Here is a 15,304-nt window from a genome sequence, read left to right on the forward strand (position 1 = left end):
TTCATGCAACAACCGTATGACGGTTGCGATTGGTCCAGCTGAAGAGCTAGCGTGCCGCGCTTGATCAGAGGAGAAAACCACCATGGATCTCGGCATTCGCGGCAAGAAGGCGATCGTCTGCGCATCGAGCAAGGGACTTGGGCGCGGCTGCGCCATGGCGCTGGCCGAGGCCGGCTGCGATCTGGTGGTCAACGGCCGCAATGGCGAGCTGCTGGCCAGGACCGCCCAGGACATCCGTGATCGCTACGGCGTCAAGGTGACCGAGGTTCTCGGTGACGTCTCGAAGCCCGAAGTTCAGAAGGCGATGCTTGCCGCCTGCCCCGATCCCGACATCCTCGTCAACAACAATGGCGGCCCGCCGCTACGCGACTTCCGCACGCTCGACCGCGAGAAGATCCTCGAAGGCGTCACCCAGAACATGGTGACCCCCATCGAGCTGATCCAGGCGGTCATCGACGGCATGGCGGCGCGCGGCTTCGGCCGCATCGTCAACATCACCTCGCTGTCGGTCTATGTGCCGATCCCCGGGCTCGACCTGTCGTCCGGCGCGCGTGCCGGGCTGACCTCGTTCCTCGCTGGCGTCGCCCGCACCGTGATCGACCGTAACGTGACCATAAACAGCATGCTGCCCGGTAAGCTCGACACCGACCGGCTGCGCGGCCCGCATGAAGCCGGCACCCCGGAAGACCCGGCGGCGGCGGCCGCGCGCAAGGCCCGCATCAGCGCCGACGTGCCTGCCAAGCGACTCGGTACGCCGGAGGAGTTCGGCCAGATCTGCGCCTTCCTGTGCTCGGTTCATACCGGCTACCTGACCGGGCAGAACATTCCGGTCGATGGCGGCCTCTACGTCAGTGCGTTCTGACGCAAGGTCCGGCTTTCTCGCAGGATCTCAACACAAAAGGTTGAAATAGCTCAGTCTTTTCGACCTTGACCCTTTCCTTCGCGCTTGCGTCATTTGGCGTCGCGAAAAACCGATGCCGCATGCTAAAAGGCAGCGAGGCAACATCGCAGGGAGGGCCGGTATGGACAGCGAGAACAAGAAGACGGCCCGGTCGGACCTCGACGAGGCCGCGCTCTACTTCCACAAGCATCCGACCCCCGGAAAGCTCGAAATCCAGGCGACGAAGCCGCTCGGCAACCAACGCGACCTGGCGCTTGCCTATTCGCCGGGCGTCGCCGCCCCTTGCCTCGAAATCCGCGACAATCCGGCAACCGCCGCCGACTACACGGCGCGCGCCAACCTGGTCGGCGTCGTCTCCAACGGCTCGGCGGTGCTTGGCCTCGGCAATATCGGCCCGCTCGCCTCCAAGCCGGTCATGGAAGGCAAGGCGGTGCTGTTCAAGAAATTCGCCGGCATCGACGTGTTCGACATCGAGATCGACGCGCCCGGGATCGAGCGCATGGTCGAGACGATCTCGGCGCTGGAGCCGACCTTCGGCGGTATCAACCTCGAGGACATCAAGGCGCCCGAGTGCTTCGAGGTTGAGGAACAGCTCAAGGCCCGCATGGGCATACCGGTGTTCCACGACGACCAGCACGGCACGGCGATCATCGTCGCCGCCGCGGTGCTCAACGGTCTGGAATTTGCCGGCAAGACGATTTCCGACATCAAGATCGTCACCTCGGGCGCCGGTGCCGCCGCCCTGGCCTGCCTCAATCTCCTGGTCTCGCTCGGCGCCAAGGTGGAGAACATCTGGGTCACCGACCGTTTCGGCGTCGCCTATAAGGGGCGCACGGACGAGATGGACCGCTGGAAGGATCCTTATGTGAAGGATACTCCAGCGCGAACGCTGGCCGATGTGATTTCGGGCGCCGATGTCTTTCTCGGCCTGTCGGCCGCTGGCGTGTTGAAACCGGAACTGCTGCAGCATATGGCGCCGAAGCCGCTGATCCTGGCGCTGGCCAACCCCAATCCGGAGATCATGCCGGAGGCCGCGCGGGCGGCGCGCCCAGACGCGATGATCTGCACAGGCCGCTCCGATTTTCCCAATCAGGTCAATAACGTACTGTGCTTTCCTTACATTTTTCGTGGAGCCCTGGACTGCGGCGCCAGCGCCATCAATGAAGAGATGAAGATGGCTGCGGTGCGGGCGATCGCAGCCCTTGCCCGCGAAGAACCGTCCGACGTGGCCGCGCGCGCCTATTCGAGCGAGACGCCGATTTTCGGGCCCGATTTCCTGATCCCCTCGCCCTTCGACCCCAGGCTGATCCTGCGCATCGCGCCGGCGGTGGCCAAGGCGGCCTGCGATACCGGCGTCGCCACGCGGCCGATCACCGACTTTGCCGCCTATATCGACAAGCTCAATCGCTTCGTCTTCCGCTCCGGCCTGGTGATGAAGCCGGTGTTCTCGTCGGCCAAGGCGTCGAGCTCCAAGCGCGTCATCTATGCCGAGGGCGAGGACGAGCGCGTGCTGCGCGCCGCGCAGGTTGTGCTTGAGGAAGGCATTGCCGAGCCGATCCTGATCGGGCGTCCGCACGTCATAGAAGTCAGGCTGAAGCGCTATGGATTGCGCATCAAGCCGGGCGTCGATTTCGGCCTGATCAACCCCGAGGACGATCCGCGCTACCGCCACTATGTCGACCTGTTGATCGAGCTTGCCGGCCGGCGCGGCGTGACGACTGAGGCCGCGCGCACCATGGTGCGTACCGACAACACGGTGATCGCGGCCCTTGCGCTCAAGCGCGGCGACGCCGATGCCATGGTCTGCGGTCTCGAAGGCCGTTTCGAGCGGCATCTGCGCAACGTCACCCTGATCATCGGGCCACGCGCGGGTATCAAGGACCGGGATCTGTCGACGCTGTCCATGCTGATCTCGCAGCGCGGCATCATCTTCCTCACCGACACGCATGTCTCCGTCGACCCGACGGCGGAGGAGATCGCCGAGATGACGGTGCTGGCGGCGGAAGAAATTCAGCGCTTCGGCATCGAGCCCAAGGCAGCACTCCTGTCGCATTCGGATTTCGGCTCGCGCGATTCGCCGAGCGCGCTGAAGATGCGCCAGGCCGCGGCCATCCTGGCGCGCATCGCGCCGGAATTGCAGAGCGACGGCGAGATGCATGCCGACTCCGCACTGTCGGAGCATTTGCGCCAGCGTGTCTATCCGCATTCGCGGCTGAAGGGCGAAGCCAATCTGCTGGTGTTTCCGAACCTCGATTCGGCCAACATCACGCTCACCGCGCTGCGCGCCATGATGGATGCGCTGCATGTCGGGCCGATCCTGCTCGGCACGGACAAGCCGGCACACATATTGACGCCTTCGGTGACCTCGCGCGGCGTCGTCAACATGACCGCGCTCGCCGTGGTTGAGGCGACGCACAAGGCGCAGGCGGTGGTCAATCTGGGCTAAGGCCGCATTTGGCGCTAAGCTGCCGTCACGTTTGGTTGCCGATTCGATTGCGTTTGGTTGCAGACTAAGGCGCGGTTAACCGCGGTCGCGTTAGTTTCGTGGCGAACAGGCAAGCGGAGTTTTAGGGCACATGGCGGGCGCAGGGTTGAGGCTGACGCACCTTGCCGCGCTGCTTGGCGCGCTCGCGGCATCGGTCGTTGGCGTCACCGAGCCGCAAGCCGCCTCGCGCGCCTGCCGCCAGCTCGAAGCCCAGCTTGCGGCCGCCTCGAATGGTGGCGGTGGCAAGCCGGGCCTGATCCGCAAATATGACGATGCCATCACCCGCCAGCGCCAGCAATTGGCCAAGGCGCGGGGACAGGCCAGCAATGCCAGCTGCGGCTTCTCGCTGTTTTCCCGCAACGTCAGCGAATGCGCGGCACTCAACGCCACCATCGATCGCATGATTGCCAATCTCGACGCCTTGCAGGCAAAGCGCGAGCGGCTTGCCGGTGGCGGCACGCGACGCGACCGCAGCCGCATCCTGGCGGCGCTCGACGCCAATGGCTGTCGTGAGGACAAGAGCGAGCCGCGGCGCGCGCCGGTCCAGGAAGCGGCCCGCGAAGGCGGCAACGGCAACCTGTTCGACCAGCTTTTCGGCGGCAGCGGCCATCTCGACGCGCTCGAGCAGCCCGATTATCCGGACGAAGAGCGTGCCATACGCCGGGTGATCAACCAGCCCGACGGCATGGACCTGCCGCGGCTGAGCGGCGAGTACCGCACCATGTGCGTGCGCACCTGCGACGGCTATTTCTTCCCGATGTCGAACGCCGCCTCGCTCGGCGACTTCGAGCGCGACCAGAAGAACTGCGAATCGAGCTGCCCCGGCGCCGAGATGCAGGTTTTCTACACCCGCGGCATGGATGACGATTCGGCGAACATGACATCGTCGGTTACCGGCAGGCCCTATCGCGAAATGCCGACGGCCTATCTCTACAAGCAGACCAATATGCCCAGGCCGCCGGCCTGCGGCTGCAATGCCCAGGCTGGGAATTTCGAGATCATCGCCGGCAATCCGCCACGCCCGGAACAATCCGTCCCCGATGCGACGACCACGCCGTTCACTCCGGTGCCGGCCAACAAGCCGGATCCGGGCGCCGATCCCGAGACGCTCGCCAATGCAGAGGGCGGGCTCGACCGCGACACGATCAAGCGTATGGCCGAAAAGCCCGCCACCTCGCCGGTGTCGGCGCTGCCGCCGGACCAGCGCAAGGTCAGGGTCGTCGGGCCAACGTTCCTTCCCGACCCAGCAGGGGCAATAGATCTGCAAGCTCCGGCCCGGAAGGCTGTCCAGTAAGGGCGAGCCTCAGCGGCATGAACAGCGCCTTGCCCTTGCGGCCCGTCGCCTCCCGGATCTTGCCGGTCCAGTCCTTCCAGACGGTGCCGTTCCACGGCTCTTCCGGCAACAGGTCGAACGCCTCGCGAAGGAAGTCGCGGTCCTCGCCGGTAAGCTCCGGCGGCTCCTCCGGCCCCTCGCCGAGGATGCGCCACCACTGAACCGCATCGGCCAGCCTGTCGAGATTGCCGCGCACGGCCAGCCAGAACGGCTCGGCCTTGTCGCCGGAGACGCCGAGCACGATCAGCCGGTCGCGCGCCTCGGAGTACGGCATATTGTGAATCAGCGTCCGATTGAGCACGAAAAGCTCGTCCGGATCGAACTTGGCCGCTGATTTCGAGGTCGCGGCCGGATCGAAATGCTCCGCAAGCTCGGCCAGGTCAGGCATGGTGGCGACATTTTCGGAAGTGCCGACCAGCACGGCCAGCGAGGCGACGGCCATCGGCTCGATACCGTCCTCGCGCAGGCTTTCGATCGACAGCGCGCCGGTGCGCTTCGACAGCCCCTCGCCCGATGCCGTGGTCAGGAGATTGTGGTGGCCGAAAACCGGCGGCACGGCCTCCAGCGCCTGGAACAGGGCGATCTGCACGCCGGTGTTGGTGACATGGTCGTCGCCGCGGATTACGTGCGTGACGCCCATCTCGATGTCGTCGACCACGGAAGGCAGCGTATAGAGATAGGTGCCGTCCTCGCGCAGCAGCACCGGATCGGACAGCGAGGCGAGGTCGACGGTCTCCTCGCCGCGCACCAGATCGTTCCAGTGGATTTCGGTGCGCTCGGGCTGCAGCGGATCGCTGGTGAAGTTCGGCAGGAGGAAGCGCCAGTGCGGCTTGCGGCCGTCAGACCGGTATTCGGCCACCTGCTCCGGCGTCAGTGTCAGCGCCTCGCGGCCATAGACCGGCGGCAGGCCGCGCGTGCGTCTCACCTTGCGGCGAAGATCGAGCTCTTCCGGCGTTTCGTAGCAGGCGTAGAGAACGCGCGCCGCCTTCAGCCGCTCGACCGCCGCATCGTAGATCTCCACGCGCCGCGACTGATATTCGGTGACATCGGGGAAAATCCCCAGCCAGTGCAGGTCGTAAAGGATGGAATCGGCGAACTCCTGCGTCGAGCGGGAGATATCGGTGTCGTCGAAGCGCTGGATGAAGCGGCCCTTGTTGTTCAAGGCAAACAGCCAGTTGAACAGCGCGGTGCGCGCGTTGCCGATATGGATACGGCCGGTTGGCGATGGGGCAAAACGGACGGTAACTGTCATGAGCGGGGCGTAGCGGATGCTTTTCCGGTTGACAAGACGCGCCCCCGCGCGACGGGCAGACATAGAACATAGAGGGCTAAATGAAAAGGCGGTGGATCACAGCCGTTGCACGTAGCGACCGAAGCGAGGCATGGGCGGTCGCAAAGGCCGGCAAACCGGGGTTTCAGGAGCGCCGATCTGTCCCCGTTATCCACATGTGTGACACACAAGATATTGGGGTCACAAAAGCTACGCAAACGAATCCTTGACGGCGCAAAACGAGTCGCCTTTTATAGGCCATGCGCTCCTGTTGAGAGCGCGACCGGAATGTTCTGAGCCCGGTCTTTTTTCCCGGAATTTGTGCGTTTTGCCCGCATTTCCGCCCGTTACGAGGCCGGCGGAAGCGTTGGGGTTGTTGGGGCCAGGGGTGGCGAAAAGGGACAATTGTCGGACTGGAAAAAATACTCTGTTAACACTATATTTAGTGTTTGCAGGCAGGTTCGGCGCTAGATAATGTGAAATTCCTCGATCGGGGGAATCGAGCAAAAAGTTTCAGATTTGACGGACCCGCAGGGGTCGCCAGTGGGTTGGACAGGCACTTCGCAAGGAGTCTGGCCAGCAGGACGGGCGGAAGCTGCGAAAGGAGATGCCGGCGTTGTCAAGACGTCGGCCAACGGCGGACTGCGCGTTTCGCTTTGGGGGCAGAAATCCCCGGGGAAAAGCGCTATATATAGACAAAAGGGATCGGACCAATGCGCATCGAGCGTCGCTTCACCAAGCCAGGACAATCTGCCTATGCGGAGATCGAATTCCGCAAGGCGCTTTCCGAGATCAAGAATCCGGATGGCTCGGTGGTGTTCCGCTTGGACAATATCGATGTGCCGGCGCAGTTCTCCCAGGTCGCGGCTGACATCCTGGCGCAGAAATATTTCCGCAAGGCCGGCGTTCCGGCGCGCCTGAAGAAGGTCGAGGAGAACGACGTTCCCTCCTTCCTGTGGCGCTCCGTCGCCGACGAGGCGGAACTGGCCAAGCTCCCCGAGGCCGAGCGCTACGGCTCCGAGATCGACGCCCGCCAGGTCTTCGACCGTCTTGCCGGCACCTGGACCTATTGGGGCTGGAAGGGCGGCTACTTCAAGTCCGAGGACGACGCACGCACCTTCCGCGACGAGCTTGCCTATATGCTGGCTACCCAGCGCGTGGCGCCAAACTCGCCGCAATGGTTCAACACCGGCCTGCATTGGGCCTATGGCATCGACGGTCCGAGCCAGGGCCACTTCTATGTCGACCCGTTCACCGGCAAGCTGACCAAGTCGAAGTCCTCCTACGAGCATCCCCAGCCGCATGCCTGCTTCATCCAGGGCGTGCAGGACGATCTCGTCAACGAAGGCGGCATCATGGACCTTTGGGTGCGTGAAGCGCGCCTGTTCAAATACGGCTCGGGCACCGGCTCCAACTTCTCGTTCCTGCGCGGCGAAGGCGAAAAGCTGTCCGGCGGCGGCCGCTCGTCCGGCCTGATGAGCTTCCTCAAGATCGGCGACCGCGCGGCGGGCGCCATCAAGTCGGGCGGCACGACGCGCCGCGCCGCCAAGATGGTCATCGTCGATGCCGACCACCCCGATATCGAGGAATTCATCGACTGGAAGGTCAATGAAGAGCAGAAGGTCGCCTCGCTGGTCACCGGCTCCAAGATCGTCAAGAAGCATCTCGAAGCGATCATGAAGGCCTGCGTCAATTGCGAAGGCCATGACGACGACTGCTTCGATCCGGCGATCAACACCGCGCTGAAGCGTGAGATCAAGCTGGCCAAGAAGGATGCGGTGCCGGAGAACTACATCTACCGCGTCATCCAGTTCGCCAAGCAGGGCTACACCTCGATGTCGTTCAAGACCTACGACACCGACTGGGACTCCGACGCCTACCTCACCGTATCAGGCCAGAACTCCAACAATTCGGTGTCGCTGAAGGACAATTTCCTGCGCGCCGTCGAGCAGGATGGCGACTGGCAGTTGACCGCCCGCAAGGACGGCAAGGTGCTGAAGACGCTGAAGGCCAGGGATCTCTGGGAAAAGATCGGCTATGCCGCCTGGGCATCGGCAGATCCCGGCCTGCATTTCAACACGACGATGAACGACTGGCACACCTGCGCGTCGGCCGGTGCGATCCGGGCCTCCAACCCGTGCTCGGAATACATGTTCCTCGACGACACGGCCTGCAACCTCGCCTCGATCAACCTTTTGCCCTACCGCAATGCCGACGGCACGATCGACATCGCCGCCTACGAGCACACGGTGCGGCTGTGGACCATCGTGCTCGAAATCTCGGTGATGATGGCGCAGTTCCCGTCGAAGGAGATCGCCAAGCTCTCCTACGAATACCGCACGCTCGGTCTCGGCTACGCCAATATTGGCGGCCTGCTGATGACCTCGGGCATTCCCTATGACTCGGACGAGGGCCGCGCCATCTGCGCCGCACTCACCGCGATCATGACGGGTACTGCCTACGCCACCTCGGCCGAGATGGCGTCCGAGCTCGGCGCCTTCCCGGACTATGACCGCAACGCCCAGAACATGCTGCGCGTCATGCGCAATCACCGCCGCGCCGCCTATGGCGACAAGGACGGTTACGAGAAGCTGGCCGTCAACCCGGTGCCGCTGGTCGCGTCCGACCTCAAGCAGCAGGCGCTTGCCGAGCACGCCAAGGCCGCCTGGGACCGCGCCATCGAGCTCGGCGAGGAGCATGGCTACCGCAATGCGCAGGCGACCGTTATCGCGCCGACCGGCACGATCGGCCTGGTCATGGATTGCGACACCACCGGCATCGAGCCCGACTTCGCGCTGGTGAAGTTCAAGAAGCTCGCCGGCGGCGGCTATTTCAAGATCATCAATCGCGCCGTACCGGAAGCGCTGCGCACGCTCGGCTACTCCGAGAGCCAGATCGCCGAGATCGAGGCCTATGCGGTCGGCCATGGCAACCTCAACCAGGCGCCCGGCATCAACCCCGGCTCGCTCAAGGCCAAGGGTTTTTCGGACGACAAGATCGCGGCGCTGAATGCGGCGCTGAAGTCGGCCTTCGACATCAAGTTCGTCTTCAACCAGTGGACGCTGGGCGCCGACTGGGTGAAGGAGACCTTTGGTTTCACCGATGAGCAGCTCAACGATTTTTCGTTCGAGATCCTGCCGGCGCTGGGCTTCTCGAAGAAGGACATCGAGGCCGCAAACATCCATGTCTGCGGAGCGATGACGCTGGAAGGCGCGCCGTTCCTGAAGGCCGAGCACCTGGCGGTGTTCGACTGCGCCAGCCCGTGCGGCAAGATCGGCAAGCGCTCGCTGTCGATCAACAGCCACATACTGATGATGGCGGCGGCGCAGCCCTTCATCTCCGGCGCCATCTCCAAGACCATCAACATGCCGAACGAAGCGACGGTGGAAGACGCCAAGGGCGCCTACATGCTGTCGTGGAAGCTGGCGCTGAAAGCCAACGCGCTCTACCGCGACGGCTCGAAACTGTCGCAGCCGCTCAATTCCTCGCTGCTCGCCGATGGCGAGGAGGACGAGGACGATGCGGTCGAGCAGCTGATCCAGGCACCGGCGGCACAGCGCGCCGTGCAGGTGACGGAGAAGATCGTCGAACGCGTCGTCGAGCGTCTCTATCGCGACCGTGAAAAGCTGCCGAACCGCCGCAAGGGCTACACCCAGAAGGCGGTCGTCGGTGGTCACAAGGTCTATCTCAGGACCGGCGAATTCGACGATGGCCGTATCGGCGAGATCTTCATCGACATGCACAAGGAAGGTGCTGCCTTCCGTGCGATGATGAACAATTTTGCCATCGCCATCTCGCTTGGCCTGCAATATGGCGTGCCGCTCGAAGAATTTGTCGAGGCCTTCACTTTCACCAAGTTCGAGCCGGCCGGCATGGTGCAGGGCAACGACGCGATCAAGAACGCCACGTCGATCCTCGACTATGTGTTCCGCGAGCTTGCCGTGTCCTATCTCGGCCGCCACGACCTCGCCCATGTCGACCAGTCGGATTTCGACAAGACGGCACTCGGCCGTGGCATCACCGAAGGCAAGGCAACGCCCTTTTCGAAGGGCCTGACCCGCGGCGTTTCTCCGGTCAAGCTGGTGTCGGGCGCCAGCGCAGAGCCCAAGGGCTTTGGCGGCTCGGCGCCGACCACCGCCCCTGCCCGCGCCGCGCCGACTGCCTTTTCGGGTTCCAACGTGCTGGCGCTGAAGCCGGCCAGCGACGAGGCCATCGCCTACAAGCGCGACTATGAGGAGCGGGCCAAGGAACTGGTCGAGGACATCGTCTACGAAGAGGCGACGGATGAGGCGTCGGGGGCTTCGGCGCTGTTCACCGACGCAGCGGCAAACGAAGCAGCTGAGGCGAAAGCGCTTGCCGAGACCCGGCGTCAGCAATCCCTGATGCAGGGCTATACCGGCAACGAATGCTCGGAATGCCACAACTTCACCATGGTGCGGAACGGCACCTGCGAGAAGTGCGACACGTGTGGTTCGACGAGCGGGTGCAGCTGAGCGTTGAAGGCGTATCGAGGGCTGCCGCGATGAGTCGAATTGCCAAATTTTGCAGAAACTGCCGAGCTGAAGCAGGGCTCAGGCTATATGACGCAGCATACAAGCTTGGAATGTCGCCATCTGAACTCTGCAGTGTGGAAAACGGGGAGAGTGTCGCTACAATTCCCCAGATCGAGGCCATGGCACAGTTTTTCGGTAGCAACCTCGACTTCCTCATGCATTGGTATGAGCAAGATGAGCGGGACAGACGCAAACGAGTCGAGCCGCCTGTTGCGGGTTCGATATCGAGCCCGCAGCAGGCCGATCTGACGAATGTCGTCTTTCTAACGCGATACAAGGATCGCAGATGGCTGACGAATTCTACGTCGGAAGAGCCCTAAGTGCCTCAGCATTGGCCCGCATCGCAGATGCGGTACGGGCCAAATTTGGAGTGGCAGATAAAACATGGGTTGACGTGATAGATATCGTCGAACTTGAGCTGCCTAAAATTATAAAAGAATACAGCTTTGTCGTAAAACCAGACAAAGAGATGACCACGCCAGCTTACACGGATTTTAATCCTGTAAGTATAGTCGTATCAGAGAGCGTCTATATCGCGGCCTGCGAAGGGGATGACCGCTCACGCATGACTATAGCGCACGAACTTGGTCATGTTTTACTTCATTCGAATTTCTTCAATTCGAAGTTCAATATGCACAGATCCGATTATTCCGAAAAGTGCATTGCCCAAGCCACAGGAATACACAGTTCTGAATATCAGGCAAAAAGATTTGCTGCATATATTTTGGCCCCAAAATCTATATCTAAACACTACTCAGACCCAAAGAAACTGGCTTCAGACGCCGGAATATCCATAACTGCCGCAGAGATAGCAATAAAAGACGCCAACAAATATTACATATAGCTTCTTTGAAATTGGCAATAGCGCCCCACCCCTCCATCAAGGTCGACGCGGTCGGCGACGCGATGTGACAGGCCTCTCGGCACTCCGCGCCGACCCACCGCCGCGTCATGCCGGCCGCACGGCCAGGAACGTGTTCCATTCTTCGCGATCGCGGCCGACGTTGAAATCGTCCCTGATAAGGACCAGCCCGGCGCTTTCGAGCCGCGCCGCGAAGTCGTCCCTTCGCCAGTACACCGTGTGATATTCGCCGCCCGTCTCGCCATCGCCATTGCGCATCGATACGAGGAAGGCGCCGCCTGGCCGCAGCGACCCGGCAATCTTGGCAAGGATCTGGTCGGTCTGGTCGCGCGGCACATGGATCAGGACGCACAGGGCCAGGACTGCGTCGTAGGGGCCGCCGAGGTCATCGGTGATGAGATCGAGTAGCTCACCCTGCTTGCCGCGCGCCGCCTGCAGCTCAAGAAACCGCTTTGTCGCGTCGGTGCGCCGAACCTTGACGCCCAGGGTCTCCAGAAAGTCGGCATCGTATCCGGGTCCCGACCCGACTTCCAGAATCTCGCCGCTTGTGCCGGCGATCGCCACAAGGCGCTTCAGCGATGCCTGCTCTCTGTCGTTGGGGACATGCCTCACGATCGCATCGTAGCGTTCCGCATAGTCCTCATAGGCACTGATCGTTTGCCGGCTCTTCGCCAGAGCCTCCGATGACACGCTCATCTTTCCCTCCCTCGTATCCATGTCGGTCAAAGAGCTTCCTCAGCGAATGGTTCCGGGAGGGACGCGACCGTCGAGCATCCCGATATCGCGCAGGAAATGGTCCGACAGCGAACGGTGGTCGAGCAGGCCGCGCTTGCGTGGTCTGAACGGCGCGGTGAAGAGGTCGAGCATCGGACGACGAAGCGTGTTGTACAGGGTGGTCATTGCCGTGTCCTTTCGGGTTCGATCTGATGGACAAAGCATGCCGTTTTACGGCCTTGGTTTCCAATCGAACGTCGCGTACCATGCATCAGGAGGATTGATGCGTCATGGGTTGGGAGCTACCGCCGTTAGGGGCCATTCGCGTCTTTGAAGCCGCAGCGCGGCTGGGCAGCTTCACCAAGGCCGCCGAAGAACTCGGCATGACCCAGTCCGCGGCCAGCTATCAGATCAAGGTGCTGGAAGAACGCGCCGGAACGCCGCTTTTCATAAGAAAAACAAGGCAGATCGCCCTGACCGAGGCCGGACAGCAGTTGGCACCGCACGCAACAGGCGCCTTCTCGGCCTTGGCCGATGCGTGGGTCGCCACGAAGGGCGGAGCGACCGGCGTGCTGTCCGTGACGACCATGGAAACATTTGCCTCGAACTGGCTGGCCGTATGGCTCGGAACATTCCAGCTGATGCATCCAGACCTCGCCGTGAAGGTCAACACATCGTCCCGGCTGGTCGATTTCACACGCGAGGACATGGATATCGGGATTCGCACCGGCACCGGAAAATGGCCCGGCCTGACGGTTCACTATCTGTTCAAGGCAGACTATACGCCGATGCTCAGCCCGAGGCTGGCCGAGAGCGTGGGCGGCATCCACCGCCCCGAGGATCTTTACAAGGTGGCGCTATGCTGTGCCGACGATCCCTGGTGGAAAATCTGGTTCGAGGCAGCCGGCGTACCCTTCGAGCCAGATCGCGTCATCGCGGGCCCGACGCTGGGTTCGCAGGCTTACGATGCAATGGCGGCGCTGACCGATCGGGGCGCTGCGATCCTCACCCGCAACATCTACAGCGCCTTGCTGGCAAAGGGCCAGTTGATACAGCCCTTTGAAGTCCTTGGATCGGATGGCGATGGCTATTGGCTGGTGCACCTGGAAAGCCGCCGCAATACACCCAAGATCAAGGTGTTCCGGGACTGGGTGCTTGCGCAGACGGCGGAGATACACGAGCGCGAAGGGCGAGAGGCCCTATAGGCTTTCAGGCAGCGGTCACGGGTCCTCAATCCTTGAACGTGATGCCGTATTTTGCGGCCTGTTCCTTGGGCATGTCGGCGAACGCCTGGCGCGTAGTGTAGCCGCCGTAGACTTCGCCGCCATTCCTGATCATCCAGTCCTCGACGTCGGCTTCGGCCACCTTCATCCTGTCGCCGATCTTGTATTTGTTGCCGTTGACCGGTTCGTCGGCGAGCAGGCCGACGAAGGTGCCGTCGCTGTAGCCGAGCAACTGCAGCCAGATATGCTCGGTGGCGCCGTTCTGCGTCAGCGGGAACTTCACCGTGTAGGTGCCGGGCGTGCCGGCGGCGATCAGTTCGTGGAAACGCGGCAGGGTCGAGCGGCCGGTCTTCTTGGCGGCCTGCATTGCTTCGTCGCCGGTATAATAGGCGACGACGTTTTCCTGGACCGGGCGCGGCGCCGTCGGTGAGGCACCGGGTGCCGCCTCCGGGATGGTAACCGGCTTGTTGCTCGGCATATGGCCGAGCGTGTTGAAAAACCCGTAGCCGAGAGCGGCCACAAAAGCGACTGCCAGAACCGGATTGCGCATCGACCCCTCACGCCATTGTTTTGAAGCATGTCGCTGTTCAAAACCGCTGCGCACCCTCAGGTCAGGCCTAAGGGCATGCCTCTTGGGCGACATGCACGATCACGCGGATGTTACCAGCCGGGCGTTGCGGGACCGCTAAAGAACAAAGTGAGCGGATCGTTAGAAAAACGCTGAAATTTGCCGCAAAACTTCAGAACGCTGGCCACCTCTAATCCGCGTCGGCCACCATCTGGCGGCTGCCACCGGCCCACGCACGCCACTGCCTCTCATCGCCATGGAAGACGTTGAGGTCGATGCGGCCCCTCACCCCGTGCGACAGGCCGGAGCCGGAATATTGCCAGAACAACCATTTGCGGCCGGGATAGACTTTTGATGGATGCCGCGCCACCGCGCGCAGCCAGAACGGGTAATCCAGGAAGGCGCCGCGCAAATTGTCGCGGTAGAAATCGGGGCTGGTGTAGATGATGGGTCGCTGGCCGTAGTGTCGCTCCAACTTGTCCATGAACACCTGCATCTTCTCCTGCACCGTCGCGCGCGACGGCCGCCGCTTGCAGGAGGACTCGCCGTTCCACTCGACATCGATCACCGGCGGCAGCGCGCCCTCAACCCTCGGCACGTTGCGGATGAACCAGTCGGCCTGCTCGCCGGCGGTGCGGCACCAGTAGAAGAAGTGATAGGCGCCGCGCTTCAGCCCGGCGGCATCGGCATTGCGCCAGTTGGTCCTGAACATCGGATCGAGATGGTCGCCGCCGTCGGTGGCCTTGATGTAGGCGAAGTTGGCGCCCTGGGCGCGCAGCTTGCCCCAGTTCACGTTGCCCTGCCAGCGCGAGACGTCGACGCCGTGCACGGCAAGGTGCCGGGGCGAAGCCCCCCGGCCGAAATTGATCGGCTTGGCGTCGCGGAAACCGTAGCGCGTCACCGGCCCGGCCAGCATCGGGGGTGCGGCGCGCGTCAGTCGCTTCGGCTGCGACACCAGGGCAACCGGCTCGACCGGTGGCTCGATGGCCTCCTCCGGCAACGGCGTGTCCGCGTCGATCGTCTCCTCTTCCTCTGCCAGGGAAAAGGGCGGCGCATTGTCGGCCACTGGTGCGGCCTCGTGCGACATAGGCGGAAGAACGGGTGTGTCCGGGGCCGCCGTGACGGGCACGCTTGGCCGTACGACGGAGCTGGTCGTCTCGTTCGACGGCATTTGCAGGGCATCGACGCCCGCTGTCGACGAACAGCCGGCAAGCCACAGGGACGCGAGCGAGAAAATGACGACGCCTGGTAACCGCATCTGGACCTGTACGCAAAACACAACAGACCGAAGGCAACCAACCGCCGCCGGACAACTGGCAATTCCCTAACGAGAAATTACCAACAAAGTTTGAATCAATTGTTAGCGAAATGGTGAGCGAGCGAGGCTCTGCCCTG

General features: G+C 62.6%; 12 protein-coding genes. 7 read left to right on the top strand and 5 right to left on the bottom strand.

Annotation, left to right across the window (positions count from 1 at the left end; genetic code table 11):
* The first annotated feature begins 82 nt into the window (after positions 1 to 82).
* The 3 genes from DH08_RS08575 to DH08_RS08585 all read left to right on the top strand — a co-directional run bounded on the left by DH08_RS08575 (position 83) and on the right by DH08_RS08585 (position 4,680).
* Complete coding sequence (locus tag DH08_RS08575) at positions 83 to 862, top strand: SDR family oxidoreductase (RefSeq protein ID WP_192178900.1); 780 nt, start codon at positions 83 to 85, stop codon at positions 860 to 862.
* Positions 863 to 1,022: 160 nt separating this feature from the next.
* Entirely contained in the window at positions 1,023 to 3,347 is a 2,325-nt protein-coding gene (locus DH08_RS08580) for an NADP-dependent malic enzyme (protein WP_192178901.1), read from the top strand.
* Positions 3,348 to 3,477: 130 nt separating this feature from the next.
* On the top strand, positions 3,478 to 4,680 hold the full coding sequence (locus tag DH08_RS08585) for a DUF2865 domain-containing protein (RefSeq protein ID WP_192178902.1): 1,203 nt from the start codon (positions 3,478 to 3,480) through the stop codon (positions 4,678 to 4,680).
* On the opposite strand, the gene gltX is transcribed toward DH08_RS08585, so the two are convergent.
* Positions 4,598 to 5,971, bottom strand: coding sequence for a glutamate--tRNA ligase (gene gltX, locus DH08_RS08590; RefSeq protein WP_192178903.1), 1,374 nt, complete (start codon positions 5,969 to 5,971; stop codon positions 4,598 to 4,600). The two genes, DH08_RS08585 and gltX, sit on opposite strands and share 83 nt — an antisense overlap.
* Before the next feature lie 731 nt (positions 5,972 to 6,702).
* Here gltX and DH08_RS08595 point away from each other — a divergent pair.
* The 3 genes from DH08_RS08595 to DH08_RS08605 are packed head-to-tail and all read left to right on the top strand — an operon-like array spanning position 6,703 to position 11,386.
* A complete protein-coding gene (locus DH08_RS08595) occupies positions 6,703 to 10,482 on the top strand; it encodes a vitamin B12-dependent ribonucleotide reductase (RefSeq protein ID WP_192178904.1) in 3,780 nt (1,259 codons plus the stop codon).
* Between the two features lie 29 nt (positions 10,483 to 10,511).
* On the top strand, positions 10,512 to 10,862 hold the full coding sequence (locus DH08_RS37345; RefSeq protein WP_428338291.1) for a helix-turn-helix domain-containing protein: 351 nt from the start codon (positions 10,512 to 10,514) through the stop codon (positions 10,860 to 10,862).
* Complete coding sequence (locus DH08_RS08605) at positions 10,829 to 11,386, top strand: ImmA/IrrE family metallo-endopeptidase (protein ID WP_192178906.1); 558 nt, start codon at positions 10,829 to 10,831, stop codon at positions 11,384 to 11,386. Before DH08_RS37345 ends, DH08_RS08605 begins: the two co-directional genes overlap by 34 nt.
* A gap of 105 nt (positions 11,387 to 11,491) precedes the next feature.
* Here DH08_RS08605 and DH08_RS08610 read toward each other — a convergent pair whose 3' ends face one another.
* The gene (locus tag DH08_RS08610) at positions 11,492 to 12,100 is read right to left on the bottom strand and encodes a class I SAM-dependent DNA methyltransferase (protein WP_192178907.1); all 609 of its coding nucleotides are present in this window, start codon (positions 12,098 to 12,100) and stop codon (positions 11,492 to 11,494) included.
* A 39-nt stretch (positions 12,101 to 12,139) separates the two neighbouring features.
* The gene (locus tag DH08_RS08615) at positions 12,140 to 12,304 is read right to left on the bottom strand and encodes a hypothetical protein (protein ID WP_167480738.1); all 165 of its coding nucleotides are present in this window, start codon (positions 12,302 to 12,304) and stop codon (positions 12,140 to 12,142) included.
* 104 nt (positions 12,305 to 12,408) lie between these two features.
* On the opposite strand from DH08_RS08615, the gene DH08_RS08620 reads away from it, so the two are divergent.
* Entirely contained in the window at positions 12,409 to 13,323 is a 915-nt protein-coding gene (locus DH08_RS08620) for a LysR family transcriptional regulator (RefSeq protein ID WP_192178908.1), read from the top strand.
* Positions 13,324 to 13,348: 25 nt separating this feature from the next.
* On the opposite strand, the gene DH08_RS08625 is transcribed toward DH08_RS08620, so the two are convergent.
* Both DH08_RS08625 and DH08_RS08630 read right to left on the bottom strand, forming a co-directional pair.
* Entirely contained in the window at positions 13,349 to 13,891 is a 543-nt protein-coding gene (locus DH08_RS08625) for a DUF2314 domain-containing protein (protein WP_192178909.1), read from the bottom strand.
* Positions 13,892 to 14,099: 208 nt separating this feature from the next.
* On the bottom strand, positions 14,100 to 15,167 hold the full coding sequence (locus DH08_RS08630; protein WP_192178910.1) for a glycoside hydrolase family 25 protein: 1,068 nt from the start codon (positions 15,165 to 15,167) through the stop codon (positions 14,100 to 14,102).
* Positions 15,168 to 15,304 lie beyond the last annotated feature (137 nt).

Origin of the sequence: Mesorhizobium amorphae, from assembly GCF_014843845.1 — a bacterium.
GTDB classification, from domain to species: Bacteria; Pseudomonadota; Alphaproteobacteria; order Rhizobiales; family Rhizobiaceae; genus Mesorhizobium; species Mesorhizobium amorphae_A.